We start from the raw sequence: 26,839 nt of genomic DNA, 5'->3' as shown, positions 1-26,839 counted from the left end.
AGCCATGGTCTTTTGGGGACAGGTTCCCCGCCCCAGAGACGACAGGCGGTCGTTGGCGGCATTCTCCATCCGGCGGCTTTGGAATGGGCCCTTGCCCGGCGCCCAGCGCAGACGATAAAATCTAGACAGAAAGCCGGAGGCCACCGATGACTGTTGCCGTAGGATCCCCTGCCCCAGATTTCACCCTGCCTACGGACCAGGGCGAGCTGTCGCTGGCCGCGCTCAAAGGACGCCCCTTGGTCGTCTACTTCTACCCCAAGGACGACACATCGGGCTGTACGCGCGAGGCGATCGGCTTTTCGTCTCTCGCCGAAGAGTTTGCAAAAGCCGGTGCAACGGTGATCGGAATCTCGCCGGACACGGTGGACAAGCACGGCAAGTTCCGCGTCAAACACAAACTGACGGTGGCGCTCGGTTCCGACCCCGACCACAGGGTCGCCGAAAGCTATGGCGCCTGGGGTGAGAAGTCGCTTTACGGCAAGAAGTACCTTGGAATCATTCGCTCGACATTCCTGATCGGTCCCGATGGGATCGTGGCAAGAGTCTGGCCGAAAGTTAAGGTCGAGGGGCACGCAGAGGACGTTCTGGCTGCTGTCAACGCTTTGTAAATCAAAGCCTTTCGGCGGATTTTGTCCGCTTCAAGCCTTCATTAACCCTAACAGTCTCTAATCGCTCCCAAGGAGTTCCGCCCGTCGCATGCGTCGGTGCGGTTGGTTTTCGCCTGGAGCGTTGCGTTGATGAGACCACAAGCCGCAGATCGATACCGCAGCCAGAGCTCGGCGAGACGCATTGTCATCATCAGCCGGGACAACACACGCACCTATACGTTCAGCCCACTGGCTCTGTTCGGCGGCCTGACGCTGTTCCTTGCCGTTTCGCTGGGCTTTTTGGCAGCGACAACCTACCTCGTGTTTCGCGACGATCTGTTCGATCTGGTGCGCGAGCGTAACGCCAACATGCAGCAGGCCTATGAGGATCGCATCGCACGCCTGCGCTCGGAAATAGACCGCATCTCCAGCCGGCAGATTCTCGACAGCGTGGCGATGGACGAGAAGGTCGAGAAGATCATGTCCGCCCAGCGGGGAATCGCGGACCGTCAACGCGCTGTCGGCGAACTGATCGACAAGGCGCGAAGCATCGGCCTCATAGACGACAACAACACGGCGGTTCCAGCAGACAGACAGGCAGCGCTCGACCCGGCCGACGTGACCGGTTCTATAAACGCCTATGCCGACGCCGGACGAGCCAGCTTGATCGACCGCCAGTTCGATGCGTTGACCTCGGCGGCGGGAACCGCGGTCGTTCCAAAGATCGATCTGCGCACGGCGGACGGCAAGCCCGACTTCAAGGCGATCTCCAAGCATCTCGCCTCCGTTGACGCAGAGCAGGCGAAAGCCGTGGAAGCCATTGCCGAAGCCGCCAACTCCCGCGTAGACGCCGCCGTCGAGATCATCTCCGATGCCGGCCTGCGCGTGAACGTCCCGGAAGGACCATCCGACTCCGAAGAAGCTGTCGGCGGTCCCTATATTCCCATCGGTGGCGCCCAGGCACTCGCCACCGCAATGCAGGAAGCCGACCAGGCCTTTAACCGCATGGCGCAGGTAAAGGCGGCCGCGGCCCGCCTGCCGCTTATCCGCCCCCTCCCCGGCGGTGGCATGACTTCGAACTTCGGTTCGCGTCGCGATCCCTTCCTTGGTTCGCTGGCGTTCCATGCCGGAATCGACTTCCGCTCGCCCACCGGCACCGACATCAAGCCGACGGCACCCGGTGTCGTCACGGTGGCCGGCTGGTCCGGTGGCTATGGCAACCTCGTCGAGATCGATCACGGCAATGGTGTCACCACGCGCTACGGGCACATGTCGCGCATCACCGCCCGTGTAGGCGACCGCGTGACACGGGACACCGTGATCGGAGAGGTGGGCTCCACCGGGCGCTCCACCGGCCCGCACCTCCACTACGAAACGCGCGTCAACGGTGCACCGATCAATCCCGTCAACTACATCAATGCGGGAAAGAAGCTGGCCAACCTGCTGCCGTGAAGGCATTGAGCATCGGTAGTATGAAAAAGGCGGGATGCATCGGCATCCCGCCTTTCGTCATTCAAGACCTGCAATCTCAGGTGCGGCGCGTCAGTCGATGTCAGAAATCTCGGCCGGCTGCTTGCCGAAGGCACGCTGGGCCAGCGCAGCTTCCATGAAACCGTCGAGATCGCCGTTGAGCACGTCGGACGGCGACGTGCTTTCGACTCCGGTGCGGAGATCCTTGACCAACTGGTAGGGCTGCAGGACGTAAGAGCGGATTTGATGTCCCCAGCCGATGTCGGTCTTGCCCGCCTGCTCGGCGTTGGCCTTTTCCTCGCGCTTCTTCAGCTCCGCTTCGTAGAGACGCGCGCGCAGCATGTTCCAGGCCGTGGCCCGGTTCTTGTGCTGAGAACGCTCGGCCTGACAAGACACCACGATACCTGAGGGATGGTGCGTGATGCGCACGGCCGAGTCGGTCGTGTTGATGTGCTGGCCACCGGCGCCCTGAGCCCGGTAGGTATCGATACGGCAGTCGCTTTCGTTGATCTCGATCTCGATCTTGTCGTCGATGACCGGATAGACCCAGACCGAAGAGAACGACGTGTGCCGCCGCGCCTGACTGTCGAACGGAGAGATGCGGACGAGGCGATGCACGCCCGACTCGGTCTTCATCCAGCCATAGGCGTTGTGGCCCTTGATAAGCACCGTGGCGCTCTTGATGCCGGCTTCTTCGCCGTCATGGACTTCCAGCAGTTCGACCTTGTAGCCACGTTTCTCGGCCCAGCGCGTGTACATGCGCAGGAGCATGTTGGTCCAGTCCTGGCTCTCTGTACCGCCGGCGCCGGAGTTCACTTCGATATAGGTGTCGTTGGCATCGGCCTCGCCGGACAGCATGGATTCCACCTGCTGGCGGGCGATCTCGTCCTTGAGGCCGCGCAACGTGTTCTCGGCGTCGGTGACGACGGTGGCGTCGTCCTCCATCTCGCCGAGCTCGATCAGCTCGATGCTGTCCTTGAGATCGCGGTCAAGCTTGAGATAACCATTGATTCGGCTCTCAAGATCGGTCCGCTCGCGCATGATTTTCTGCGCGCGCTCAGGATCGTTCCAGAGTGTCGGATCTTCGACGAAGCCATTCAGTTCGGCCAGACGCTGCTGAGAGGCATCCCAGTCAAAGATGCCTCCTCAGCAGGGCCATACCCTGCTTGATCTCGTCGACGATGGCCTCGATTTCGGCTCGCATGTGCGTGAGCTCCGGTCATGAGGTTGAGTTGGCGCCGAGGCGAAAGCCGGCGGCGGGCGCCCGTCGTCGATCACGGGCGCGGCGGACCATAGGAACGGATATCGTCGATGTAAACCCACCGAGTTCCATTCAGCCTTTTGGCTGCCTCGGAGATGTGGTCTCAGGGGCCTGTCGTCAATAGAGGCCGCCCGTCCCAGACACCGCCGCCTTGTCGGCTTCCGAATTGACCTCGGTCGGCACGCCCCAGGCCATGCCGTCACCACCGATGACCGAGTAGACATCGGACGGGCCGGTGCCGGGCTTGAAGGCCTCGATGATCGCGCTCTCACCCTCATAGGCGCGCATGCCGGTCTTGCGATCGATCGGGATCAGCACCATGCCCTCGGGCACCTTGAACTCCTGGGGGGGCTGACCGGCCAGAGCCTGCGCCATGAAGTCGCGGAAGACGGGCGCGGCCATCGTGCCGCCGGTCGCGCCGTGCCCCATGGGCTTCGGCGTATCGAAACCGAGAAAGATGCCGACGGTCAGCTCGGGCGTGAACCCGACGAACCAGGCGTCCTTCTCGTCGTTGGTGGTCCCGGTCTTGCCGGCGATCGGACGATTGAGGCTCTTGACCGCCGTTGCCGTACCGCGCTGCACGACGCCTTCCATCATGGACGTGATCTGGTAGGCGGTCATCGGATCAAGCACCTGCTCGCGCTCATCAATAAGCTGCGGCTCGTCCTGCCCCTTCCAGTCCTCGGCGTTGCACCCCTCGCAGACGCGCTGGTCGTGCCGGTAGATGGTACGTCCGAAACGATCCTGCACACGATCGATCAGGGTCGGCTGCACGCGGCGCCCGCCGTTGGCAATGATGGCGTAAGCATTGACGAGCCGCATCACCGTCGTCTCGCCGGCGCCGAGCGACATGGCCAAGACCGGCTGCATGTTGTCGTAGATGCCGAAGCGCTTGGCGTACTCCGCGACCAGTGGCATGCCCATGTCCTGCGCGAGGCGCACGGTCATCAGATTTCGCGACTTCTCGATGCCGGTGCGGAGCGTGGACGGCCCAGCGTAACCGCCGCCATAGTTCTGCGGCCGCCACATGCCGAGGCCCGGCCCCTGATCTATCTCGATCGGGCCATCAAGAATGACCGACGCGGGGGTGTAGCCGTTGTCGAGGGCGGCCGAGTAGACGAAGGGCTTGAAGGACGAGCCGGGTTGGCGCTTGGCCTGGGTTGCCCGGTTGAACTCGCTTTCGGCGAAGGAGAACCCGCCAACCAGGGCCCGCACGCGACCGGTGGTCGAGTCCATGGCTACCAGGGCGCCGGAGATGCCAGGGAACTGACGAAGACGGTAGGCCTCCAGCGTGCCGACAGCAGATCCGGTCTTCTCGACGTAGATGACATCACCGACCGACAGCACATCCGAAGCAGCCTTCACCGCCGCCCCCCGCTTGGGGCCGCTCTCCCATTTCGCCCATTTCAACTGATCGAGCGGAATGATGCCCTCGATGCGCTCGTCATTCACCTTGCCGGTTGGTCCCTTTGAAGGCTGCAGGCCGATTCGAGCAGAATCGCCGTCGAAGCCGAGCACGACGGCAAGGTTCCACTCCGGCACATCGGACAGACCAGCCTCGGCTGCGAGCGGAATGCCCCAGTCGCTCGAAACGTCGATCTGCCTCTTGGCGCCGCGCCAGCCATGGGCTTCGTCATAGCGCAGCAGCGCGCGCTGGAGCGTGCTGCGGGCAATCACCTGCATTTTCGGGTCGAGGGTCGTGCGAACGGACAGCCCCCCCTCGTAAAGCCCCTTCTCGCCATACATGGCCAGCAGCGATCGACGCACTTCTTCGATGAAATACTCGGAAGCGAACACCTTGGCCGACTGGTTGCGCTCGGCAATGACGAGCGGCGCCTTCATGGCCGCATCGCCCTCCTCGCGCGTCGCATACCCGTTTTCCACCATCTGCTGGATGACGTAGTTGCGGCGCTCGATGGCAGCCTGACGGCTGCGGTAGGGATTGTAGTTCTCCGGCGCTTTCGGCAGGGCCGCCAGGTAGGCCACTTCCTCCAGCTTGAGGTCAGCCAGAGGCTTGTCGAAGTAGGCCAGCGAAGCGGCGGCAACGCCGTAGGAGCGGAAGCCGAGATAGATCTCGTTCAGATAGAGTTCGAGGATCTGATCCTTGGTGTAGGCCTGCTCGATCTTCAGGGTCAGCATCGCTTCGCGTATCTTGCGATCGATGGTGCGCTCATTGGTCAGCAGGAAGACCTTGGCAACTTGTTGGGTGATCGTCGAAGCGCCAACCATGCGCTTGTTCGAACCGGAAATGATGGTGTCGATATTCTTGACCGCCGCTCCGGCCAGACTGACCAGGTCGATGCCGGGGTGAGTGTAAAAATCCTTGTCTTCGGCCGAAACGAAGGCCTGCTTGACCCGATCGGGAATCATCTGGATCGGCATGAACAGGCGGCGCTCGTGGGCATACTCTGAGGCCAGCTCGCCGTCGGCGGCATGAACGCGCGTCACCACCGGTGGCTGGTAGTTGCGCAACTGATTTGTGTCGGGCAGATCGGAGCTGAGGGAATGGATGTAGATGGCGACGCCGCCGGCCGCCACCAGGAACATCATCGCCGCGATCGAGAAGACCCAGCCGAAGAATCTTACGAAGATCATATTCCGTCCATCATTCCCGTCGACACCAGCCGCGCCGGCGTACCTGTCCGTCTCGGCGGCATGGCGAAAACCGGTTCGTCCGGTCGCCATACGGCGGCTTTTGGGCCAGCCGATACCTTAAAACGCCGCAGAATGCGAATGTTTCCGTGAGTGCGGACGTTCGTCGCTCTTTGTGGCGAAGGCGGGGCCGTGGCGTTGCCTCATGGCAACAGTCCGCTTCCACTATTTGCCGAGGTAGGCGTATTTCTGGCTGAAAAACCGAAGAACCGCCTGTGTGATGGCTCCCGCGACACGAGACCGCCACTCATCCGAAGTGAGCAGCTTTTCGTCCTGATCGTTGGAGAGATAGCCGATTTCCACAAGAACCGACGGCACGTCGTGGGCCCGTAACACCTGGAACCCGGCGGATCGGTGCGGATTCTTGATCATCCGGGTCGCCGTGGCGAGATCGCCCACGAGGCCGTTCGCAAAGGCGGCCGAAAAATTCCTCGTCTCCCGTCGAGTGAGGTCGACCAGGATGTCTGTCACCTCGTCGGCCTCCTGTTGCAGATCGAGACCGGCGATGAGGTCGGACGCGTTTTCCTTGGCCGCGAGGGCAGCGGCCTCACGGTCGGATGCCCTGTCGGACAACGTATAGACCGTCGCGCCGCGAACCGAGCCTTCATGCTCGGAATCAGCGTGGACGGACAGGAACAGGTCGGCGGCGTGGTCACGGGCAAACTGAACACGAGCGCCGAGGGGCAGGAACGTGTCATCGGTCCGCGTCAGAAGGACAGCCACCTTTCCCGTTCGTTCGAGATTCTCCTGCAGCTTCTTGGCAAAAGCCAGGACGATGTCCTTTTCGAGAACTCCTGAGGCGGAGACGGTTCCGGCGTCGACGCCGCCATGCCCGGCATCGATGACGATCAACGGCTTTTCCCGCTTGCTGCGATCGGGAGGAGGCAGTTGGTCGGCTTTTTGAACTGGTTGATTGGCACTGTCGCGCGCGAGTTGGCTCTTCCGCAACTCTTCGTCAAAGGCAGCAGCTGTCGTCTTCAGAAGATCAAGCACCATGCGAGCCGGTTGGTTCTCGACCGCTGGCAACACAAAAGCCTTGTCGATCCTCACCGGACCGGTGACGTCCAGCACGATGCGCGACCGCCCCGCCGCGAACTGTCCGTAGCGCCAATCGCTTACAAGGCCACGCCCTGTGGTGCCGGTGCCCGCCGGCAGACGGAAGTCGACCTCAGGCAGGTCGATGACGACACGGTAAGGATCGGCAAGGGTGAAGGCGCTGAGGTCGATCTCTCCCGAAATATCGAGCACGAAGCGCGTGCGACTCTCGTCCCCAACGACACGGCCGTCGGTTGCCACCGGCGGATCACCGGCAAGCGCGCGAGCCGTCAGACAGGCCAGCGTCGCCACCGTCAGGAGGACGACACTGAGAAAGACTGCGAAGCGGTTTGCACTGGTCGTCAAATGATCGCTCCAACGATCCCATGAGCGGCCCAAACTGCCACAGACCGACGAGATGGCAACTCCCCTCTCCGCGCGGACGCTTCTTCCTCGGATCGGCAGCATTTCCTTGGATAGTACCTAGGCCAATTTGGTTAACCATTTCCAGCCCCCCACCGATCGCAGTCGCGAACACTTCACATTGCGAGGAATTGATTGGCGGCCTATTTGATCGCCTTGCATATGGGACTTCACGCAAGTAATAAGGGATCGGAGCCCGAATCCTTGCTCTCGGTACTTGAGAGCGTCCAGCCGGTTCACCTTCTGCTTGAAATGCAGAGGGAATGCGACCGGCAGTCGGAGGTCCGAGAGGTCAACGCAGCCGCCGGTTGGTTTTCCGGTAAATGCGCGGAACCCGGTCCTTCGCTCGTTGTGTTTCGCCCGGCCGTGCGCCGCGTTGCGGGAAGCATATGAGGACGCCCGTAGATCAACCGGAAAGATCGGCGCTTCGGTGCACGGCCACGCAGGCCGCCCAACAAGGCATTCGTCGTCGTTCCCCCGTATTGGCTTTGCCGAGCGGGTTTTTCAGGAGCGACGGTGTTGAAAAGAAAGAACGTGCCGGACGTGAAAGTCGTGAGGCCAAAGCAAATCGTCGAAAAGGCAGGATGGCGTAATGCATCTGCCGCTTCCCGATTTGCGGCCTCGGTCGGTCCGGCGCTTTTCCCTATTCCCTTCCCCCTTATCGACGGCCGGTGCGGCTCCTTCCAGCGCGCGGCGATGCCAGGAACGGCTCTCAGGAGTCTTCCAGCGGTGTCGCGGCGGTGCCGAGGGCGCACACGGCCGGGAGTCAGTCTTAATGGCAAACAAGATGCTGATAGATGCCACCCACCCGGAGGAGACCCGGGTGGTTGTGGTGCGTGGACACCGCGTTGAGGAATTCGATTTCGAGTCGGCGACCAGAAAGCAGCTCAGAGGCAATATCTATCTCGCCAAGGTGACGCGCGTCGAACCGTCGCTGCAGGCGGCGTTCGTCGAGTATGGCGGCAATCGCCACGGCTTTTTGGCTTTCTCCGAGATTCACCCGGACTACTACCAAATCCCGCAGGCCGATCGTCAGGCTCTGATCGAGGCCGAAGAGGCCGAAGAGCGCGAAGAGGCCGAGCGGCGCGCCCGGATGCATCGTGACCGGCAGGCGCGTGCCCTGGCGGCGAAAGCCGCGGCCCGTCCCGTCGAGACCGTGAGCGAGCTCCCCGCCGAGGAGGGCGAGCCGCAGCTGGCCGAAGAGACGAACGCCATCGAGGCAACGCCCGTCATCGAGCCATCCGACGATGAAGTGCCGACGCTCGAGACTGGCGGGGTCATCGACATTCATGACGACCAGTCTGTCGAAACCATCAACGACGATGGCGAGGAACGGACGGGCGACGAGGAGGAAGAGCACGTCGAGAGCGTCGGGGCCGAAGATGCGCTGGAAGAGGTGCCGGAGCGCCGTGTTCGCCGTGCGCGCCAGTATCGCATTCAGGAAGTCATCAAGCGGCGCCAGGTGCTGCTGGTCCAGGTCGTCAAGGAAGAGCGGGGCACCAAGGGCGCCGCGCTGACCACCTATCTCTCTCTGGCCGGCCGCTATTCGGTTCTGATGCCCAACTCCGGTCGAGGTGGCGGCATTTCCCGCAAGATCACCAACGTCCAGGACCGCAAGCGCCTCAAGGAAATCGCCCACGAGCTCGACGTGCCGGAGGGCATGGGCGTCATTCTCAGGACAGCCGGCGCCGCCCGGACCAAGACCGAGATCAAGCGCGACTTCGAGTACCTCCTTCGCCTCTGGGAGAACGTCCGCGAGCTGACGCTTCGCTCGTCGGCGCCGAGCCTCGTCTATGAGGAAGGCTCGCTGGTCAAGCGGTCGATTCGCGACCTCTACAACAAGGACATCGACGAAGTTCTGGTGGCCGGCGAAGACTCCTATCGCGAGGCCAAGGACTTCATGCGCATGCTCATGCCGAGCCATGCCAAGAACGTTCAGCCCTACCGCGATCCGATTCCCGTCTTCGGCCGCTTCGGCGTCGAGCCGCAGCTCGATGCGATGTTCTCCCCGCAGGTGACGCTGAAGTCCGGTGGCTATCTCGTCATCAACCAGACGGAAGCTCTCGTCGCCATCGACGTCAACTCTGGCCGCTCGACACGCGAGCACAACATCGAGGATACCGCGCTCGCGACAAACCTCGAGGCTGCCGAGGAAGTGGCTCGTCAGCTCCGTTTGCGCGACCTTGCCGGCCTCATCGTGATCGACTTCATCGACATGGAAGAGGCCAAGAACAACAAGGCGGTCGAGCGCAAGCTCAAGGACTGCCTGAAGAACGACCGTGCCCGCATCCAGGTGGGTCGCATATCGCACTTCGGCCTGATGGAGATGAGCCGCCAGCGCATCCGCACCGGCGTTCTCGAAGGCTCCACCGAGCTCTGCCCGCACTGCCTCGGCGCCGGTATCGTCCGTTCCACCGAGAGCGTGGCGCTGCACGTTCTGCGTTCGCTTGAAGACCTGTTGATCAAGGGCGTGACGCATCACCTGACCGTTCGCACCCGGTCGGCGGTGGCGCTCTACATCCTCAATCAGAAGCGCAAGCACCTTTCCGACCTTGAGGCGCGCTTCGGTCTGACGATCACCATTTCAGCCGATGAACACCTCGGTTCGCAGCATTTCGCCGTCGAGCGTGGCGAGATCATCCTCAACCCCGCTCCGCCGCCGCCCGCGCCGACGCTGACGCCTGAAAGCGTACAGCCCTATGACGAGGACATCGAAGAGGATATCGAGGAAGAGGACGACGAGGAGTCCGACACCGAGAAGTCCCAATCGTCTCGCGAAGAGCGCGGAGATGGGGATGCCCGCCGCAAGCGCCGTCGGCGGCGTCGGCGGCGGGCCGAGGGCGGCGATGCTGCGACCAGCGACAGCCAGGACAGCGCTGGAGAGGGCGCCGAACTGCCGTCACCCGAGGGAGACGACGAAGGCTCCGAAGAGGAGGATGGCGAGGCGCGCGCCGAGGGCGAGAGCGAAGGCGAGCAGCGCCGCAGGTCGCGTCGCCGTGGCCGCCGCGGTGGTCGCCGCCGGCACCAGCTGGAGGAGGACACCGGATCCGAAGCCACGACAGTCCCCCAGGATGGCGAGACAGTGGCTACCGAGGCGGTGGCAAACGATACCGAAGCTGAAGTCTTGCCCGTTGCGGACGCTGGTGAGGCAGAAGCAGAAGCCGCTCCGAGCGTTGTGAACGACGAGCCTGTGGAGACTCTGGCAAGTGAGGTGAAAGAGGCTCCGGAAGATGCGCCGGCAGCAACCGCGCCTGCCCATACGTCGATGGAAAGCGTCGCGGAACTGGTCGAGAAATCGATCGAGGCCAACGAGCCGGTGCGGCAACCCGAGCCGGAACCCGAGCCCGAGCCGGAACCAGATGCCAATCACCCGAAGAAGACGGGTTGGTGGCAGCGCCGCTCCTTCTTCTGATAAGCGCCAGGAATAACGATCAAGGCCGCCCCGGTGCGTGGGCGGCCTTTTTGTATCTGTCTCCCCGATAAGGCATGTCTGCCGACTCGGAGGCGCTTCACAAGGCGCGCCTTTCTCGCTCGTCACGCACCGATCGGCGCCGACGGCCACGAAAGGTCAAAGCCCCCTTCATGGTGAAGCAAAGCGCCGGAGCCTGAATACACGTGAGTGAGTGCGCTGCTATTTCAGCCAGCCACCGAGTCGCTCGCAGGCCTCCGCGACCTCATCCGTACGTCCGGCAAAGGAAAAGCGTACATAGGACGAGCCGCGCCCCGTATCGAAGTCGAGACCAGGCGTTGCTGCGACGCCGGCCTCATGCAGCATGCGACGACAGAACTCGAGGCTGTCGTTGGTATAGCGACTTACGTCGGCGTAAAAGTAGAAGGCACCGTCGACCGGCAGGAAACGATCGAGACCAATCTTTGGCATACGCGCCAGAAGCAGCTGGCGGCTGGCCTCGTAACCAGCCTTGACCGCTTCGAGTTCTTCCCTGGCCTCGAAAGCGCCGAGGGCGGCGCGTTGCGACAACTCCGATGGCGAGATGAAGAGGTTTTGGGCGATGCGCTCGACCGGACGCACCAAGCGTTCCGGCAGCACCATCCAGCCAACACGCCAGCCCGTCATGCAGAAATACTTGGAGAATGAGTTGACGACCACAACGTCGTCGGAAAACTCGAGCGCCGTCACCTCGTCGCCGTCATAGACGAGACCGTGGTAGATCTCGTCCATGACGAGGGCGATCTTAATGTCCCGACAAGCGGCGACCAGCGACTTGAGGCCGTCGCGCGTCATCATGGTGCCCGAAGGATTGTTGGGGCTCGCCACGACGACCCCGGCAAGCGGTTGTTCGGCATGCACCTTTTCGATGGCAGCGGCGCTCGCCTGCCAGCGCGCATCGGCGGTCGTAGGGATCTCGACGACGTCGAGACCGAGCGCGGCCAGAATGTTGCGATAGGCGGGATAGCCCGGGGTCGGCAACCCCACGCGATCGCCAACGTCGAACATGGCAAGGAATGCGAGATTGAAAGCGCCAGACGACCCTCCAGTGACCGCAACCCGCTCGGCCGGCACGTCGATGCCGTAGCGATCGGCGTAAAGACGGGCGATCCGGGACCGCAGCTCGGGAATGCCAAGCGCTTCGGTATAGCCGATGCGGCCGCGACTGAGCGCCGCTTCGGCGGCGGCGCGAACGGCGGCCGGCACCGGTGCACCGGGTTCGCCAAGCTCCATGTGAACGATGCTTCGGCCTTCGCGGGCAAGACGATTGGCGTCGGACAGCACATCCATGGCGAGAAAGGGAGCCACATCACTCCGCCGAGAAACCCGCATTCTCCCCTCGCCTCCAAGATTTTGCCAGAGATGGATTGCAATGTATCGTCAGCTGGGCGGCTCGGATTTTTCCGTTGCGCCCGGCACACGTTCTGCCCTTTATCAGGCTACGGACACCCTGACGAGACTTCCGATAGTGAATCGCGCGATGATGATCAGCTTCTGCCGTACCTCCGTCGCCATACTCACGGCGGCTACGATCGCCCTCTCGTCCACTCTGCCCGCGCTCTCGGTAGAGCGGAGCCGCAGCATATCGTTGCTGCGTGACGCCGAAGCGGAAGCCCTGATCGCCGACTACACGCGCCCCTTGCTGAAGGCGGCCGGTCTCGGCGCAGCCACCGTCCGCGTCAAGCTGGTCAATGACGATACCTTCAATGCCTTCGTTGCCGACAGCCGGCATATTTTCGTCAACGCCGGGGCCATCATCGACTCCACGACGCCCAACCAACTGATTGGCGTGTTGGCGCATGAGATCGGACACCTCGCCGCCAACCATCTCTCCCAATTGCGCGCTGAGATCCGTCGAATGCAGATTCTATCGGCGCTCGCCATGCTGGGCGGCGTCGCGGCGGGCGCGGCGGGTGGCGGAGGTGGAGCGGTGGGCGCCCTGGCCACCGGTGGAATGCAGTTCGGCCAGCGCGGCCTTCTGATGTATGCCCGCGAGAACGAGACCGCCGCCGACCAGCTGGCGCTGAAGTACCTTGCCCAAACCGGCCAGTCGGCCAAGGGCATGCTGGAAACCTTCAAGCGTTTCGCCGATCAGCAGATGTTCATGTCCGCCCACATCGATCCCTATATCCAGAGCCACCCCCTGGCAGCGGATCGCATCGCCATGATTGACGAGATGGCCCGCAAGTCGAAGTTCTTCGACAAGGTGGACAGTCCGTCGCTCCAGGCACGGCACGACCTTGTCCGGGCCAAGTTCGCCGCCTTCACCCGCAACGCCCAAAGCGTGATGCGGCTCTATCCACCCTCCGACACCAGCCTCGCCGCCGATTACGCCCGCGCCATCATCGCTTACCGCTTCGCGGACCCGAAAGCGGCCATCTCCAGGATGGATGCCCTGATCAAGCGTTCCCCCAACAATCCTTACTTCTGGGAGCTGAAGGGACAGATCCTTCTGGAAACCGGCAAGCCAAGGGAAGCCCTCGCTCCTCTCAGGAAAGCAGTGTCACTGGCACCGAACGCCGGCCCCATCCGCGTCCTGCTGGGGCAGGCGCTGGTTGGCACCGGTGACGGCAAACTGACCGACGAGGCAATCGCTGCGCTTACAAAGGGCATTGGCGACGACCCAGACCAGCCAGTCGGCTATCGGCAGCTTGCGATCGCCTATGCGCGCAAGGACAACATCGCCATGGCCGATCTTGCCTCAGCGCAAGGAAGTTTCGCCTCGGGCGACATAGAGACGGCCAAGAAATACGCCATCCGCGCGCAGGAGAAACTGAAGACCGGCTCGCCGGCCTGGCTGCGCGCCGACGACATCATCACCTACAAGATACCAAGATAACCGGGTTCTCACGGCCTGGAACGAGGAGCAGTCGCATGTTTGTCCATTTCCGGAAAGTACTGTCGGCCACTCTGGTCGCCGCGACTCTCCTTCCCTGCGCGGCTTCCGCGGAAGAGTTCACCGACGGCCAGAAGGCGGCGATCGGCGAGGTTGTGAAATCCTACCTGCTTGAGAATCCCGAAGTGATCACCGAGGCCCTGCAGGCGCTCGACGCGCGCAACAAGGCGGCCGAGGAACAGGGTCGGGTCGACGCGATCCAGACCAACCGCGAGGCGATCTTCTCGTCGCCCTATCAGGCGGTACTGGGCGATCCGAATGCGAAAATCGCCCTGGTAGAGTTCTTCGACTACAACTGCGGATATTGCAAGAAGGCCCTCTCCGATACCCGCGCCATCCTGGACAAGGAAAAGGACGTCAAGATCATCCTCAAGGAGTTCCCCATCCTGAGCGAGGGATCCGTCGAAGCCGCCAAGGTGGCGGCCGCCGTCAACATCCTCGACCCCAAGGCCTACGAAGCCTTTCATTTCGAACTGATGGGCATTCGGGGCCAGGCAGACGGCGATCGCGCGCTCGCGGCGGCAGTAAAGGCCGGCCTCGACGAGGCGAAGGTAAAGGAGACCGCTGGTACGAAGGCGGTCGCCGAGGCGATCAATCACTCCTACGATCTCGCGCGCAAGCTCAACATCAACGGGACCCCCGCCTATATCATCGGCGACGAGATGGTCTATGGCGCCGTAGGCTTTGCCGATCTGAACCGCAGAATCGAGGCAATGCGCGCCTGCGGCAAGACGGCCTGCTGACTTCTGGGCAGAGCTCGATGCGGTGCGCCCCCCACAGACGGGGATGAATCGGCGCTGCCTCTTTTTTTCGGAGCGGCATATGCCTATAAGGAAGCCGGTCAATGCCCGCCGATGGGCTGCGGCCTCCCCTGTTCCGGCCTTGAAAGGGAACCAACCGATTGCCCATTGAAGCGTTCATCCTCAACGGACCGAACCTCAATCTTCTCGGAACGCGAGAACCGGGCATCTACGGATCGCTGACCCTTGCCGATATCGAGGCGAATTGCCGAGAGAAGGCTGCCGCACTGGGATTTTCAGCCGTCGAGTTTCGTCAGTCCAACCATGAAGGCGTTCTCGTCGACTGGATTCAGGAGGCGGGGCGGCGCGGTGCCGGCGTGGTGATGAACCCCGGCGCCTATACGCACACGTCAATCGCCCTCCACGATGCGATCAAGGGAGTCGGAGTTCCCCTGATCGAAGTTCACATTTCAAACGTCCATGCCCGCGAGAGTTTCCGGCATCGGTCCTTCGTGTCGCCAGTGGCGGCTGGAGTGATCGTCGGCCTTGGCCCTCTTGGCTATACTCTCGCGCTCGAAGCCCTCGCCGGTCTCCTGAAAGGGTGACCGCCGTCCCAATCCGGTGAGAACCGATGCCCCAGACCTTTGACTACGAACTGATCCGCCAGCTTGCCAACATCCTCGACGAGACGAACCTCACCGAGATCGAGGTGGAGCAGGAGAAGCTGAAGATCCGCGTGGCTCGAACGGCGGCGCCGGTCACCATTACCCAGGCCGGAGGATGGGCTCCGCCGAGCGCGATGCCCGCGATGTCCGCCCCTGCTGGAGCCGCCGCCCCAGTGGCCGTCGAGGCGCCGAAGGCCGCTGACCCCGCCGCCAATCCTGGCGCCGTGCCCTCCCCGATGGTTGGTACTGCCTACCTGGCTCCCGAGCCAGGCGCGCGGTCCTTCGTCGAGGTTGGCGACACGGTGAAGGAAGGCCAGACGGTGATGATCATCGAGGCCATGAAGCACCTCAACCACATTCCGGCCCCGCGCGCTGGCCGCGTCACGGCCATCTTCGTCGAGAACGGCCAGCCGGTCGAGTTCGGCGAGCCTCTGCTGATCATCGAGTGACCGGCCCCATGTTCGAGAAGATCCTCATCGCCAACCGCGGCGAAATCGCACTTCGGGTGCTGCGCGCCTGCAAGGAGCTCGGCATCGGCACCGTTGCCGTCCACTCGACGGCCGACGCCAATGCCATGCACGTCCGCCTCGCGGACGAAAGCGTCTGTATCGGCCCGGCGCCGGTGCGCGAAAGCTACCTCAACATTCCCAACATCGTCGCCGCCTGCGAGATCACTGGAGCCGAGGCGGTTCACCCCGGCTACGGCTTTCTCAGCGAGAATGCCCGCTTCGCCGATATCCTGGCTGCCCACAACGTCGCCTTCATCGGACCGTCGGCCGATCACATCCGCATCATGGGCGACAAGATCGAGGCCAAGGCGACCGCCAAGCGCCTCGGCATTCCCGTGGTGCCCGGTTCCGACGGCGCCGTCGAGTCTGAAGAAGACGCACTGCGCATTGCCGCCGAGATCGGCTATCCGGTCCTGGTGAAAGCATCGGCGGGTGGCGGCGGTCGCGGTATGCGTGTCGCCATGACCGAGGCGGAGCTACCCTCAGCCATGTCCGCCGCCAAGACCGAGGCGAAAAACGCCTTCGGCGACGACGCGGTGTACATCGAGAAGTATCTCCTGAAGCCACGTCACATCGAACTGCAGGTTCTCGGTGATGGCCAGGGCAACGCGGTTCATCTTGGCGAGCGCGATTGCTCGCTGCAGCGCCGCCATCAGAAGGTCATGGAAGAGGCCCGTTCACCGGCTCTCAATGAGGACGAAAGGGCCAGGATCGGCGACATCGTCGCGAACGCTATGGCCGAGCTCAACTATTCCGGCGCCGGCACCATCGAGTTCCTGTACGAGAACGGCGAGTTCTACTTCATCGAGATGAACACCCGCCTCCAGGTGGAACATCCGGTGACGGAGATGATCACCGGCATCGATCTCGTCAACGAGCAGATCAAGGTGGCCTCCGGTCAGGCGCTGAGCTTCCGCCAGTCGGACGTCCATTTCAACGGTCACGCCATCGAGTGCCGCATCAATGCCGAGAACGCCGCCACGTTTGCGCCGTCGCCAGGCAAGATCACCTATTGGCATCCTCCCGGAGGATTGGGAGTGCGTGTCGATAGCGGCGTCTATCAGGGCTACACGATCCCGCCCTACTACGACAGCATGATCGGCAAACTGATCGTTCACGGCCGCAACCGCGTCGAGTGCCTGATGCGCCTGCGTCGCTGTCTGGACGAGTTCGTGGTCGACGGCATCGACTCGACGATTCCGCTCTTCAACAACATGTTGAAGAACGCCGACATCATCGACGGCGCCTACGACATCCACTGGCTGGAGAAATGGCTAGCCACCAAGCCGTTCGAGGCCTGATCTCAAGCCGGACAGACACTGAAGATACAAGAACGCCGCCCTCACGGGCGGCGTTAACGTTTCCGCAAGCGCTAAACTAGCACAGGTCGCTTGACCCGCCCCGCTTCACCGAACACCCGCAGATAGCGAGCAATCTCGGCCGGATCGCCCGTCGCTTTCTCCGGGTTGTCGGAGAGCTTCACGGCCGGTCGGCCGTTCACCTGCGTCACCTTGCAAACGAGCGATATCGCATCGAAGTCATCGGTCGGCTGCGGAGCACAATCCTGGAAGTCGTTGGTGAGGTTGGTTCCCCAGCCGAAGCTCATGTGAACGCGACCGCGGAAGTGGGTGTAGACGCGCTCGATCTCCTCGACGTCGAGACCATCGGAAAAGACGATCAGCTTGTCGCGAGGATCGCACCCTTTCGATTTCCACCAGGCGACGATTTCCTCGCCGCCTTCGACCGGATCGGCGCTATCGGGACGAAAACCCTTCCAGTCGGCCACCCAGTCCGGCGCATCACGCAGAAATGACGCGGTACCAAAGGCATCCGGAAGAACCACCAGCAGATTGCCGTCATACAGCTCCTGCCAGTCGCGCAACACCCGGTAGGGCGAATGGCGCAGTTCGTCCTCGGTGTTGGCAAGCGCCGCCATGGCCATCGGCAGCTCATGAGCGTTGGTGCCGATAGCCTCGAGGTCGCTCTTCATGGCCAGCAAAACGTTCGACGTGCCGATGAAGGACGGGCCGAGCCCCTCCTTCAGCGCGTTGACGCACCAGTCCTGCCAGAGATGCGAATGGCGTCGGCGGCTACCGAAGTCGGCAATCTTGATGTCGGGGAAGGCGCGCAGCCGCTCCACCTTGCTCCACAGCTTGGCCTTGGCGCGCGCGTAGAGAACGTCGAGTTCGAAACGCCGCATGGTTTTCATCACCGAGCGCGAGCGCAACTCGTTGATGATGGCCAATGCCGGGATTTCCCACATGGTCGTGTGGGTCCAGGGGCCGTGGAACTCAAGATGGTACTGGCCGTCAACCTTCCTGAGCTCATAGGGCGGCAACTGGAAATCGCGAAGGAACTCCAGATACTCAGGCGCGAAGATCTGGCGCTTGCCATAGAAGGTGTTGCCGGCGAGCCAGATCCACTCCTTCTTGCCGATCCGCAACGAGCGCGCATAGTCGAGCTGGGCTCGAAGCTCGCCCTCGTCGATGTCGTCGGCCAGACGAATCCTGCTCGTGCGGTTGATCAGAGAGAAAGTGACGTCGACATCGCGGTAACGCTTCCAGATCAGCTGCTGCATCAGGAACTTGTAGATGTCCGTATCGAGCAGACTGCGAATGATCGGGTCGAGTTTCCAGTTGTGGTCGTGAACCCGCTTGGCGATATCGGTGGTGCTCATCGGTCCGAATACCCGTAACAAAGCGAGGCGACCCATGAACGTCGAAAAACGCCGACGAGGCGCCACCTGACAGAGGGGTAGCCTGAAACGATCTAGAACCCAAGCGAAATCCGTAAAAAAGCCTAGGCGGTCGATCGAGAGTCGCTAGGTGGGCCCGCACCGAAAACGATGCGTCGACAAAGGGACCGGGTGGCGAGCGCTTCTGAAAGTGCGTTCCTTGCGCCTGTCCCAGCCTAGGGACCGGAGACATAGCTCGCAAAGAGCGGATGATACATCCATCATCCTGTCTCGCGTCTTCGACTTCCTTCGGTCTCAGGCCTTGGTCTTGCGATGTTTGCGGCTGGCCAGGATGTTGATCATCTCGACGCCCGCCGAAAAGGCCATGGCGAAGTAGATGTAGGCACGCGGCACGTGGAAGCCGACGCCGTCGGCGACCAGTGAGACGCCGATCAGAAGAAGGAAGGATAGAGCCAGCATCTTTGTCGTCGGATGCTTGTGAATGAAGTTCGAGATCGGCTCGGACGCCGCGAACATGATCATCATGGCGATGACGACGGCGAGAATCATCACCGGCACATGCTCGGCCATGCCGATTGCCGTGATGATGCTGTCGATCGAAAAGACGATATCGATGACGATGATCTGAGCCACGGTAGCGCCAAAGGCGACATGAACGATGTTGCCGCTCTCGTCTTCCTCGCCTTCGATTCCGGCATGGATTTCGTGGGTCGCCTTGTAGAGCAGGAACAGACCACCGGCGAGGAGAATGAGATCGCGCCACGAGAATCCGTGGCCGAACAGGGAAAACACCGGCGCCGTCAGGCCGATCAACCAGGACAGGGTGATAAGCAGCAGGATTCGGAAGACGAGCGCCATCGAAAGGCCGAGCGCCCTCGCCTTTCGCGCCGCCTCAGTCGGCAGCCGGCTGGTCAACACGGAAATGAAAACGAGATTGTCGATCCCAAGGACAATCTCCATGACCGTGAGGGTCAGGAGGCTGGCCCAGGCGCTGGCGTTGAACACAAGATCAAGCATGGAGGCGGTCATTCCCAGACATGGCCGTCAGCGTCGCTCATTTTGCCGATTGTACGAAAGGCACTCGTCGCCTTTCGTGGCTTCAAGCTTTTCCGGCGCCAAAGAACTTGTCGATAAGTTGCTGCACGGCCGCGACAAACGTCAGATACGCCGTGGAAAGCGCCAGACCGATCTCGACGCCGATAGGCGGATTCAAATCCCAAACCAGCGCCGCAGCCGCGAACAGAGACCAGATCAACGTCACCGCCAGCGTCAACGGCCGCCATTTCTCGACTCGCACCGGATGTACGAAAGCGACCGGAGCAAATGTCAGAATCGACAGGGCAACGGTGATGCCGATGACCGCGAACTGGTTGAGATCGAAGACGAAATAAAGGAAGACCACGCCGTTCCAGACAACGGGGAAGCCCCGGAAGGCGTTGTTTTTCATCTTCATGCGGGTGTCGCCGAAGTACATCGCCGACGTGAAGACGATCATGCCGGCCAGAGCCAAGGCAACGGGTATCGAGGTGAACCCGGCCGTTGCGACTGCGAGCGCCGGCAGGAAGGCGTAGGTCACATAGTCAACCACGAAGTCCAGGGCAGCGCCGGAGAAGGTCGGCAAGCGACTTTCCACCGACACCTTGCGCGCAATCGGCCCGTCGATGCCATCGACGACCAGCGCAAGGCCAAGCCACATGAAGAAGGTCGTCCAGTCCAGATTATAGGCAGCGAAAGCCGCCAGCATGGCCAGGACGATGCCGCTCGCCGTAAAAGCGTGCACGGCAAGGGCGATCAACGCATTCTGATGTCTGCCCACAAGTGTCAGTTCCGTCATCGCGCGCCGCTCCTCTCGTCCGAACCGACGGCCGGGCCGAGAGCCATCATGAACGGACGAAGCGCGTCGCCCGACGGAGCCCAAAATATCATCGCCCAAAACCTTACCGATCATGCCGGATGGTTACATCTGACTACAATCTACCCGATGACGAGGCCGCTCGCCAAGATGACACCGGCAAGAATGAACAAAACCCCGAGGAAATACGTCAGCCAGACACCGCTGATCAGCTTTTCCACGCCCATGAGAGCGCCGAGGATGGCCATGGCGGCCAGATTCATGAGCCCTGTGGCGAACATCACCGCCATCATGGCCCAGCAGCAGCCGAGACAGGCCAGGCCTTCCTCGACGCCGATGCGGAATGCGGCGCCTGCCCCGACCTCTACATCGGAGACACGTGGGTTGCGACAGCGAAAGAGACAGGCCCACTTCAAGGGGGTGAACTGGTATACTCCAGCGGCAATCAGTATGGACGCAGAGAGCGCGATGCCAGCTGGCGCCATGTGCGGCGCGAGGGCGCCAAGATGCACAAGCCCGGTCTGGATGGTCATGGCCACCACCGAGGCCAAGAGCCAGACCGCGGTATAGCCGGCGATCAGCGCCATGGTGCCGGCCCCCGCCGTATTGGCGTAGGCGTTGAACGTGGGCGCGGCCGTCGGCAGCATCATGGCAAAGACCATGGCCACCCACATGGCAAGACCAAGCGCAAGACCACTGACGCTGAGATACTCTTCCATCGCCGGCATCAACGCTTCCGCCAAGCCGACATTGACAACAGAAGCGATCAACCACAGCCAACCGCTGGCGGCCATGAACACAACGGCGGCCAGCGCAAGCCAACGGGGATGACTGCCGAGCGCGGAGGCGAAGCGATTCGTCAAAATGAGTTACCGATCGGGTGCCATAAGGCCCAAGGCGAAAAGCCCCATCCTCAATGGACGGGGCTTTCTTTTAGCGGAGAACGGGGCCGCGGAGCAATTGCCTTACGGCTGGCCGTTGGTCGAGAGCAGCGGCGTGATGCGACGCACCGCAACGCGTCGATTGGCGCGCTCCGCTCGCTCCGTCGGGATCTTCAGGTAGCTCTCGCCGTAGCCTTGGGTGACGAGCTTCTCGGGCGGAATCCCGTAGTGGTCCGTCAGCACGTTGGCTACCGCCTCGGCGCGACGGTCGGATAGAGACAGGTTGTCCACCACCGAGCCGACCGCGTCCGTATACCCCTCGACCAGGAACACCTCGTTGGGGTTACGGCGAAGAGCGGCTTCAATACCGCGCGCGACCGCCTCGATGCTCGCCACCTGGCTGCGCTCTATCGCCCAGGCACCGCTGGAGAAGGTGATGGTATCGAGATCGACCGATCTGACCCGTTCGCGCAGGTCGGGGCTGTAGATCACCTGGTCGAGCGTGTACTCCGGTCGCACCTTGACGAGCGGGGGAGCCGTAAGAGCCTCTTCGACATATCGCGGTGGCGCCGAACGCATCTCCACGCGATAACGCTCGCGCGGAAGGTCATAGACCGGCGGAGGCGGCAGGCGCACGACCCGTTGCCACGTAGGTTCATCGGCGGGGCCAGATCCAAAGCTCCGGTTGTCGAAGAGAACATGGACCCGACCGTCACGGTCCCGACGCTCGCGCTGGATCATCATGCCGTTGGGGTCATAGAGTGTACGCACTTCGCCGCCGTGCCGTGTGTCCACTATGACCTCTCGGCCGCCGTCGCGGGTCCGCCGTTCGCGGTAGTCTCGATCTTGGCGATCGAAACGAGACCTATCATCATGGCGGATCACTGCCTGCTCGCCACTCTGGACGATGACGCGACCACCTGGTTCCACGGTCACCCGAACACCATCCTCGTTGCTGATCACCCGGCGTTCCCGCTGAACGTCACGGATGTTGCCGACCTTCTCATCGACGCTCTGGTCGATAGCCTTGGCCGCAGCCGCTCCGGGATTGCCAAGCTTCTCAATCAACGCCGGCGGCGGGGCTTGCTTCTCGGTGTTTTCCGGAGGCAGAGGAGGCATCTCGCCGGACTGGGCAGGTGGTGGGGTGGCCGCGTCGGGCGTTGGCGGCTTCGGAGGCTCAGGCATGCCCTCCGGTTGCTGTGGGGCCAGAAGCGTGGGCTGGGCCTCCGGTTCGGGCGCCGGAGCGTCCTTCGGCTGCGGAGCAGTTGGCTCAGCTTCGGGCGCGGGGGATGTGGGCTGAGCTTCCGGACTTGGGGACGGAACCGCCTCCAGCTCCGGCGCGGGAACAGCTGGGGCCATCTCCGGCTCGGCCGACTTTTGTCCAGCCTCAGGCTCGGTGGTCGGACGCTCGGCTTCCGGCGGGCTGGGAGCGACCTCGGGAGCAGCTTCAGGAGCCGTTTCTGGACGGTCCGCCTCAGGTTGGGGAGCGGGCTCTTCAGGCTGAGCCTTGGGCATGGGTGCCGGCGCCTCTGGAGCCGCCTCCGGCGCCGGGGCTGGCGGCGTGGCCTCCGGCTCTGGGGGCGACGGCTCGGCCTCCGGTTGGGTCTCAGGCTGTTTTGGCGCAACCTGTTCGGGCGGCACGCAGTTTGGGTCGCCGGGCTGACAGGCGGGCTCGGTCTGAGCCAGAAGGAGTCGCCCCTCCTCGGCGCGAGCAGCAGCCTGCAAGGCGATCTGCGACAGCGGCACGATCGCACAGGCCAGCAAAAGCTTTCTCAGTCGATTCATAAAATCCTCCAGCCTTCCTTGTGCCGTCCCGGACGTCGAGCTCCGAACCACTGCCCAAGTCGCGCTTCGGACCAGGTCAATCGTAGAAACCGATGGGGGCGGCCTTCGGTTCCGAAGCTTGCCCGGCCAATGGGGCGTCAATCTGAAGGAAGGAGGCGAAAGCGTGTCAATTCAAAGATTTGACATGAATGCAGGATGAACGGCATCACTCCGTCGGGCTAGAGGGCAACTCCAGCTTCGGCCACTTGCGGGTTGCCCACATCCACTGCCCCGGAGCATGTCTGATCCAGGTCTCGAATACCGCATGCAGCGCGAGCGTTGCCTTCTCGATGTCCGTTTCGGGATCATCGGTGTGCGGCATATCCAACCGTTCTCCGTCAATGCGGAACTGCGCCCCCTCCGTCCGCAGGCAGTGCGCCACGACCAGAGGCAAGCCCAGACGCCTGGCCATTGCGACGGGTAGCTTGGACACCGGCGCGGGGTGTCCGAAGAAGGAAGCCACGATACCGGTCCTATCGGGCAAATCGGCCATCATGGCGACAGCCACACCACTGCGGGCGAGAGAGCGCAGACGCAGGACAGACGCGGTTCCGGCCGAGACCAACCCACCCGGATAGGCCGTCTCGCGTCGAGAGCGGAAATAAGCCTCGGAAAGAGGGTTTCTGAGTGGGCGATAGATGCCGGCGACCGGTTTTCCCAAACCGGTGCTGCCCACCGCGAGCAGCTCCCAGTTGCCCTGATGAAGCGAACAGAAAACCGCGCCCCCTGCCCCTATGGTCCTGATTTCGGCGGCCAGTCGTTCACTCATGGCGATACGCTCGGGATGAGCGACAATCTCAGGCAGGAGAAGTCCTTCGGCGAACGTTCGTCCGAGGTTCTCCCACATGTCCAGCAAGATGACCGTCCGCTGCACAGAGGTCAGATCCGGCATGGCGAAAGTGAGATGTCGCTCAGCCCTCGCATGGCGGGGATTGAAGCGAGCAAACCATCTCCAGAGACGCCCCATAAAGGCAGACGCCCGGTCGACCCCGAGCAAACCGAGCAAGGCCACGACCACGCGCAGCACCGCGTATTCAAGCCAAAAGCCGGCTTGCATTCTGGCCTGTCTATAATCCAACGCGTCTAAGCCTCTCTACGGACAAGACGAGAAATGGGCGGCGCATCTACGTTCGCTGCCTGAATCGTGCGAAGAGCTGTTACTCCATTTCTTGCGCTCCCTCCACCCCGTAGCCGCCGCGAGGCGGGCGTCCCGGCGATCAACTATTCATGACCCAGGTTCTGGCGCTGGCCATGCCGTTCTTCGGCATCATCCTCATCGGCTTTCTGGCGGGAAAGCTCGCCCGCCTGCCGCGCGCCGGTCTCGCGTGGCTGGACTTCTATCTGATCTACGTCGCCTTGCCGGCATTGTTCTTCGACATCCTGTCACGAACGCCGCTCGAGGAACTGTTGCGCTGGCCCTTTGCGGTTGCCACGACCACCTCCACATTCCTCACTTTCCTGATCGCCCTTCTCGTCGGCCGGGCGCTGTCCGGCGCCGGCATGCGCGTCGCCGCGCTTCAGGGCCTCGTCGGTTCCTATGCCAATGTCGGCTATATGGGACCGGCGCTGACTCTCTCGGCGCTTGGCGGCGCGGCGGCCGCGCCAACGGCGCTGATTTTCTGCTTCGATGTCGTATTAATCTTCTCTCTGCTGCCAACGGTCATGGCGATCTTCGGCGAGGAAAAGCGGCCAATTGGCGCAATCGCCATGCTCATCTTGCGCAGGATCCTCACGCACCCCTTCATCCTTGGCAGTATTGCCGGCGTTCTGGGCGCTGCGTCCGGTGTAGAGGTGCCCGAGGCAGTCTCTAGCACCATCTCCATGCTGCGCGCCTCGGCGGCGCCGGCCGCGCTATTCTCGATCGGAGTGACCGTGGCGCTGCAACCCGCCAGCCAGCTGCATCGCGAACTGCCGGCCCTCGTGGCCGTCAAGCTCCTGGTGCATCCGCTGATGGCCTGGACGATGGTCACGCTCGTTGGTGGTTTCCCGCCGGTCTGGGTCCATGCGGCGGTTCTTATGGCCTGCCTGCCGCCGGCAGCGACCTGCTATGCCGCCGCCCAGCAATCCGTGTCCTCTTAGGCTTCATTCCGTGCGATACTGGCATAGGGAGGAAGCAACATGGATGCCCCGGAGAAAGTGGCGCGTCAGCGCCTGAGCGTTCTGGAACTGGCCGAGCAGCTGGGTAATGCGGCCGAGGCTTGCCGTCGCCGCGGCATGGACCGGACGAGCTTCTACGAGTGGAAGCGGCGGTTCCAGCTCGAAGGTCTCGCGGGTCTGAAGGACCTGCCTCCGATCCACAAGTCCAACACCGAGCGGCCCCATCTCGGATACCGAAACATGGGAAGAAGACCATGGGAAACCGTCAGCAAATTCATCAGCCAAGAAGCTTAAGAGGACAAATACCGGCTCTATGTCGAGCAATCGGCCAGTGGAGTTCTGATCGGCACCATCGTTTCCGTCGTGACGGTGTCTCTGACACTATATCTGGTCACACACGGCTTGATACCAATGCTTCGTTAAGCATTATCCAGATCTACTGCGCGATCCGCAACTTCGATAGCTTGGTTCCGATCGTATTAAATGTAGTTATAATCTGGTTCGCCGATGTGAGCTTGAAGTACTGATCCGGGCTTGATGCGCAATTTTGCAACAAACCAGCGTTTCCATTCATGACAAGCACCGTGAATATGGAAACCCCCTGTGCTTTTGCGGCATCGCAAGCGAGTCTGGTTCTGGCATCGACTTCCGGAGACTGGGTCTCTGTATCCCCGTCCCAACGATTTCTCGTGTTGACGCCATCTGTCAGCAAGATGATGGCGTCCAGGTACTCGATATTGGGGTCCTTTGATGGCGCATTGAGTGGCGAAGTCGATACCAGAGACTGCCAGCCCCAGACCAGCCCTATGGTTTGGTTGGTTGCACCAACCGGGTTCATGGCCGTAACGGCGGCGTCCAAGGTATCCCAGCTGTATGTGAGTGGCGTCAAAACCGCAGGACATCTGTTGTACTGTTCCGGATAGAACTTGCTGTCGTTTGTCGCCGGAGCAGCGACCCCGACGTCATAGTCCTTGTTTCGGTCCGTTACGCATCCGTTCCATGTATTATGATCATTGACGGTTGTTGTATATTCCGTTGTACATTTCTTATACCATCCATAGCCGGTACATGTCTTCGTGGCTATCGTCGTCTTATTGGCATCATCCGCTTCCCACTCTGACCAGTCCAACCAACTAGAACCGTAATTACCTCCGCCTATATTTACGTCTTTATTGAATGGGATTATGGAGACATACACGTCTCCATCTTCGACAGCCACGGACTCCAGCGTAGACAACAGATTCCTAGTCGCCTCCTTCAAAGACGGCATCTTGTTATCGTAGTACATTGATCCACTATTATCGAGCACGAGCGCAACTCTCAGGTGCTGTGTGGACCAGTTTGAAGTCGAACTTGCCGATATCGTCTTCGACGACACCCCTATGATGTTCATGAAGGTCATCGGAACGGTGCCGGTCGCCGTAGCCGAAATGTTGGCCCCCTTCGAACGTGTATAAGTCGCCGAGACGGCGACATTCTCGGCCTTCCCGCTGGGAAAATTGACGTTGAAGACCTCCAACGCACGGGTCTGCAAGTTGGAGTTCGTGAGACCGGCCGCCTCGGATGACAAGGCAAGAACAGTAGCGTCGAGCGAATGCTGCATGGCCTCGCGTGCGTCGGCCAATCGCGCATAGTCGACCGCGGCCCCGACACCGACCAGAAGCGGCACCAGACAGACGGCGAAGATTATCGCTACGTTGCCGTCCTGACAGGCCAAAAACCGACGCATTCCCATGGTCCCTCCAGGACCACAGGTTAGCGCTGGTTGCCCTAACAGCAGGTTGCGGGAGTAGTGAGCATTTAA

At 62.0% G+C, this 26,839-nt stretch carries 20 protein-coding genes and 1 pseudogene; 10 read left to right on the top strand and 11 right to left on the bottom strand.

Features of this window, described 5'->3' with window-relative positions; genetic code table 11:
• The first annotated feature begins 146 nt into the window (after nt 1-146).
• The gene (locus M4J40_RS00380; RefSeq protein ID WP_251751199.1) at nt 147-608 is read left to right on the top strand and encodes a peroxiredoxin; all 462 of its coding nucleotides are present in this window, start codon (nt 147-149) and stop codon (nt 606-608) included.
• 129 nt (nt 609-737) lie between these two features.
• Entirely contained in the window at nt 738-2,039 is a 1,302-nt protein-coding gene (locus M4J40_RS00375) for a peptidoglycan DD-metalloendopeptidase family protein (RefSeq protein WP_251751198.1), read from the top strand.
• A 90-nt stretch (nt 2,040-2,129) separates the two neighbouring features.
• On the opposite strand, the gene prfB is transcribed toward M4J40_RS00375, so the two are convergent.
• The 3 genes from prfB to M4J40_RS00360 all read right to left on the bottom strand — a co-directional run bounded on the left by prfB (nt 2,130) and on the right by M4J40_RS00360 (nt 7,371).
• Nucleotides 2,130-3,261, bottom strand: a protein-coding gene (gene prfB, locus M4J40_RS00370) for a peptide chain release factor 2 (protein ID WP_251751197.1) whose coding sequence is annotated in 2 segments (ribosomal slippage) — nt 2,130-3,191 and nt 3,193-3,261 — 1,131 coding nt in all. Because the reading frame shifts where the segments join, the coding sequence is not laid out codon by codon here.
• A 174-nt stretch (nt 3,262-3,435) separates the two neighbouring features.
• Nucleotides 3,436-5,913 carry a penicillin-binding protein 1A gene (locus M4J40_RS00365; protein WP_251751195.1) on the bottom strand — a complete coding sequence of 826 codons (2,478 nt, stop codon included), beginning with the start codon at nt 5,911-5,913 and terminating at the stop codon, nt 3,436-3,438.
• A gap of 222 nt (nt 5,914-6,135) precedes the next feature.
• Entirely contained in the window at nt 6,136-7,371 is a 1,236-nt protein-coding gene (locus M4J40_RS00360) for an N-acetylmuramoyl-L-alanine amidase (protein WP_251751193.1), read from the bottom strand.
• An 832-nt stretch (nt 7,372-8,203) separates the two neighbouring features.
• Between M4J40_RS00360 and M4J40_RS00355 the strand changes: the two genes are divergently transcribed.
• The gene (locus tag M4J40_RS00355; RefSeq protein WP_251751192.1) at nt 8,204-10,840 is read left to right on the top strand and encodes a ribonuclease E/G; all 2,637 of its coding nucleotides are present in this window, start codon (nt 8,204-8,206) and stop codon (nt 10,838-10,840) included.
• Between the two features lie 219 nt (nt 10,841-11,059).
• On the opposite strand, the gene M4J40_RS00350 is transcribed toward M4J40_RS00355, so the two are convergent.
• On the bottom strand, nt 11,060-12,208 hold the full coding sequence (locus tag M4J40_RS00350; protein WP_251751191.1) for a pyridoxal phosphate-dependent aminotransferase: 1,149 nt from the start codon (nt 12,206-12,208) through the stop codon (nt 11,060-11,062).
• 148 nt (nt 12,209-12,356) lie between these two features.
• Between M4J40_RS00350 and M4J40_RS00345 the strand changes: the two genes are divergently transcribed.
• The 5 genes from M4J40_RS00345 to accC all read left to right on the top strand — a co-directional run bounded on the left by M4J40_RS00345 (nt 12,357) and on the right by accC (nt 16,987).
• Complete coding sequence (locus M4J40_RS00345; RefSeq protein WP_251751190.1) at nt 12,357-13,715, top strand: M48 family metalloprotease; 1,359 nt, start codon at nt 12,357-12,359, stop codon at nt 13,713-13,715.
• 35 nt (nt 13,716-13,750) lie between these two features.
• Nucleotides 13,751-14,515, top strand: a complete 765-nt coding sequence (locus tag M4J40_RS00340; RefSeq protein WP_251751188.1) for a DsbA family protein — start codon at nt 13,751-13,753, stop codon at nt 14,513-14,515.
• 158 nt (nt 14,516-14,673) lie between these two features.
• Nucleotides 14,674-15,117 (top strand): type II 3-dehydroquinate dehydratase, encoded by a 444-nt coding sequence (gene aroQ / locus M4J40_RS00335; protein ID WP_251751185.1) that lies wholly within the window; start codon nt 14,674-14,676, stop codon nt 15,115-15,117.
• Between the two features lie 26 nt (nt 15,118-15,143).
• A complete protein-coding gene (gene accB, locus M4J40_RS00330; RefSeq protein ID WP_251751184.1) occupies nt 15,144-15,626 on the top strand; it encodes an acetyl-CoA carboxylase biotin carboxyl carrier protein in 483 nt (160 codons plus the stop codon).
• A gap of 8 nt (nt 15,627-15,634) precedes the next feature.
• A complete protein-coding gene (gene accC / locus M4J40_RS00325) occupies nt 15,635-16,987 on the top strand; it encodes an acetyl-CoA carboxylase biotin carboxylase subunit (protein ID WP_251751182.1) in 1,353 nt (450 codons plus the stop codon).
• A gap of 71 nt (nt 16,988-17,058) precedes the next feature.
• Here the strand turns inward: accC and pncB are convergent, their stop codons facing one another.
• The 6 genes from pncB to M4J40_RS00295 form a co-directional block, all read right to left on the bottom strand.
• Complete coding sequence (gene pncB, locus M4J40_RS00320) at nt 17,059-18,363, bottom strand: nicotinate phosphoribosyltransferase (protein WP_251751181.1); 1,305 nt, start codon at nt 18,361-18,363, stop codon at nt 17,059-17,061.
• A 312-nt stretch (nt 18,364-18,675) separates the two neighbouring features.
• Nucleotides 18,676-19,398 carry a TerC family protein gene (locus M4J40_RS00315; protein WP_251751180.1) on the bottom strand — a complete coding sequence of 241 codons (723 nt, stop codon included), beginning with the start codon at nt 19,396-19,398 and terminating at the stop codon, nt 18,676-18,678.
• Between the two features lie 82 nt (nt 19,399-19,480).
• The gene (locus M4J40_RS00310; protein ID WP_251751179.1) at nt 19,481-20,215 is read right to left on the bottom strand and encodes a phosphatidylcholine/phosphatidylserine synthase; all 735 of its coding nucleotides are present in this window, start codon (nt 20,213-20,215) and stop codon (nt 19,481-19,483) included.
• A gap of 140 nt (nt 20,216-20,355) precedes the next feature.
• Nucleotides 20,356-21,096 (bottom strand): DUF2182 domain-containing protein, encoded by a 741-nt coding sequence (locus M4J40_RS00305; protein ID WP_251751178.1) that lies wholly within the window; start codon nt 21,094-21,096, stop codon nt 20,356-20,358.
• A 102-nt stretch (nt 21,097-21,198) separates the two neighbouring features.
• Nucleotides 21,199-22,299 carry an OmpA family protein gene (locus M4J40_RS00300; protein ID WP_251751177.1) on the bottom strand — a complete coding sequence of 367 codons (1,101 nt, stop codon included), beginning with the start codon at nt 22,297-22,299 and terminating at the stop codon, nt 21,199-21,201.
• An 805-nt stretch (nt 22,300-23,104) separates the two neighbouring features.
• The gene (locus M4J40_RS00295; RefSeq protein ID WP_251751175.1) at nt 23,105-23,995 is read right to left on the bottom strand and encodes a lysophospholipid acyltransferase family protein; all 891 of its coding nucleotides are present in this window, start codon (nt 23,993-23,995) and stop codon (nt 23,105-23,107) included.
• Between the two features lie 170 nt (nt 23,996-24,165).
• On the opposite strand from M4J40_RS00295, the gene M4J40_RS00290 reads away from it, so the two are divergent.
• Complete coding sequence (locus M4J40_RS00290; RefSeq protein WP_251751174.1) at nt 24,166-25,017, top strand: AEC family transporter; 852 nt, start codon at nt 24,166-24,168, stop codon at nt 25,015-25,017.
• Nucleotides 25,018-25,056: 39 nt separating this feature from the next.
• A pseudogene (locus M4J40_RS00285) lies at nt 25,057-25,251 on the top strand (helix-turn-helix domain-containing protein); the annotation flags it as partial.
• 220 nt (nt 25,252-25,471) lie between these two features.
• Here the strand turns inward: M4J40_RS00285 and M4J40_RS00280 are convergent.
• Nucleotides 25,472-26,764 carry a TadE/TadG family type IV pilus assembly protein gene (locus tag M4J40_RS00280; RefSeq protein WP_251751173.1) on the bottom strand — a complete coding sequence of 431 codons (1,293 nt, stop codon included), beginning with the start codon at nt 26,762-26,764 and terminating at the stop codon, nt 25,472-25,474.
• Between the last annotated feature and the right edge of the window lie 75 nt (nt 26,765-26,839).

The organism is Pleomorphomonas sp. JP5 (genome assembly GCF_023721815.1).
Taxonomy (GTDB): Bacteria; Pseudomonadota; Alphaproteobacteria; order Rhizobiales; family Pleomorphomonadaceae; genus Pleomorphomonas.
Note: the sequence above shows the minus strand (reverse complement) of the source record. Positions and strands in the feature narration are given on the sequence as shown.